We start from the raw sequence: 1,499 nt of genomic DNA on the forward strand, positions 1-1,499 counted from the left end.
GCTTTTTCCTTCGCGGACATACCCGACAAGCAATGACCCGGCGTCAAACCCCGTGCGCGGACCGGGATATGCTCCCGCCCGTCGTCATATGATCTTCCACGTTCGATTCTGAGGATGCTGATGGTTCGACAGGGAACGTCGACCGGAAGTCCGCGGCCCCAGGCCGGCCTTGTCTGGCAGCTACCCGTCGCCGCGACTGCCGCGGCCGCGATCGTGGCCGTGTCCCTGGTCCCCGCTTCGGCCCGCACCCCCGTGGTCGTGATCTGCGCCGTCGCGGTCGTCGCGGTCGCCATCGCGTGCGCCGAGGTCATGCGGCGCGGCAGACTTGTGGCCCAGCTCAGGCACACGGTCGCACAGCAGGAGGCGGCGCTCGCGCAGCAGGCCGCACAGACCACCCGCCTCGCCGGCGAACTGCTGCCCCACGTGGTGGAGCAGCTGCGCAAGGGCGAGTTCCCGGAGGACGTGCTCGCCTCCCTCGACGCCTCCGCAGAGCACCAGGCGGTGCTCCGCTCCGTGGTGGAGGCGGTCAGCGCCGAGGAGGACCTGCGCGAGTCCGCCCAGCGGGCCTTCGTGAACATCGCCCGGCGGGTGCAGGCCATCGTCCACCAGCAGGCGCAGGAACTGCGGGAGATGGAGGACCGGCACGGCCAGACGCCCAGCGTCTTCGGCGACCTGCTCCGCATCGACCACGGCACCGCGCTGATCGGCCGGCTCGCCGACTCCATCGCCGTCCTCGGCGGCGCCCGCCCGGGCCGCCAGTGGAGCAGGGCCGTGCCGCTGTACAGCGTGATGCGTGGCGCGATGTCGCGGATCATCGACTACCAGCGGGTGGAACTGCACTCGGTCTCCGAGGTCGCCGTCGTCGGCACCGCCGTCGAGCCGCTGATCCACGCGCTGTCCGAGCTGCTCGACAACGCCACCCGCTACTCGCCGCCGCAGACCAAGGTCCATCTGACCGCCGTCGACGTGCAGTCGGGCATCGCCATCGAGATCGAGGACGGCGGCGTCAGCATGAGCGAGGAGGCCCGTCTGCGGGCCGAACGCATGCTCCGCCAGGCGCAGCAGGGCATCGACGTCAACGACCTCGGCGAGACCCCGCGGCTCGGCCTCGCGGTGGTCGGCAGGCTGGCCCAGGCATACGGATTCCAGGTCTCGCTGCGCTCGTCGGCGTACGGCGGCGTGCGGGCCGTACTCGTCGTACCGCAGGACCTCATCACCACGACGTCCTCCGCGACCGGGCTCGCGCACGGCATCGGCACGACCTCCGGTCCCCGGCCGGCCGACCCGGACACCCACGAGCAGCTCTCCAGGCCCGCCACCGGCCCGACGGCCTCGGCACCGCTCGACGAGCTGCCGGTGGTGACCGAGCGGACCTCGAACGGTTTGCCGCAGCGGCGCCGCAAGGCCCGCGCCACGCGCCAGATCGCCCGGACCGTCCGAGGAGCCGCCCGATGAGCAGCAAAGCCGACCTGTTCGGCGCGTCCGCCGCGTTCTCAACC

The 1,499-nt window shown here is 71.8% G+C and carries 1 protein-coding gene; it reads left to right on the forward strand.

What is annotated here, in order from left to right; all coding sequences use genetic code 11:
• The first annotated feature begins 120 nt into the window (after window positions 1-120).
• Window positions 121-1,455 carry an ATP-binding protein gene (locus ABZ070_RS37310; protein ID WP_356640641.1) on the forward strand — a complete coding sequence of 445 codons (1,335 nt, stop codon included), beginning with the start codon at window positions 121-123 and terminating at the stop codon, window positions 1,453-1,455.
• The last annotated feature ends 44 nt before the right edge of the window (window positions 1,456-1,499 follow it).

It is taken from the genome of Streptomyces sp. NPDC006283, assembly GCF_040613325.1.
Classification (GTDB): Bacteria; Actinomycetota; Actinomycetes; order Streptomycetales; family Streptomycetaceae; genus Streptomyces.

What these genes read in the sequence shown, in the direction of transcription:
- ABZ070_RS37310 (WP_356640641.1), top strand. Translation starts at nt 121, where the DNA reads ATGGTTCGACAGGGAACGTCGACCGGAAGTCCGCGGCCCCAGGCCGGC.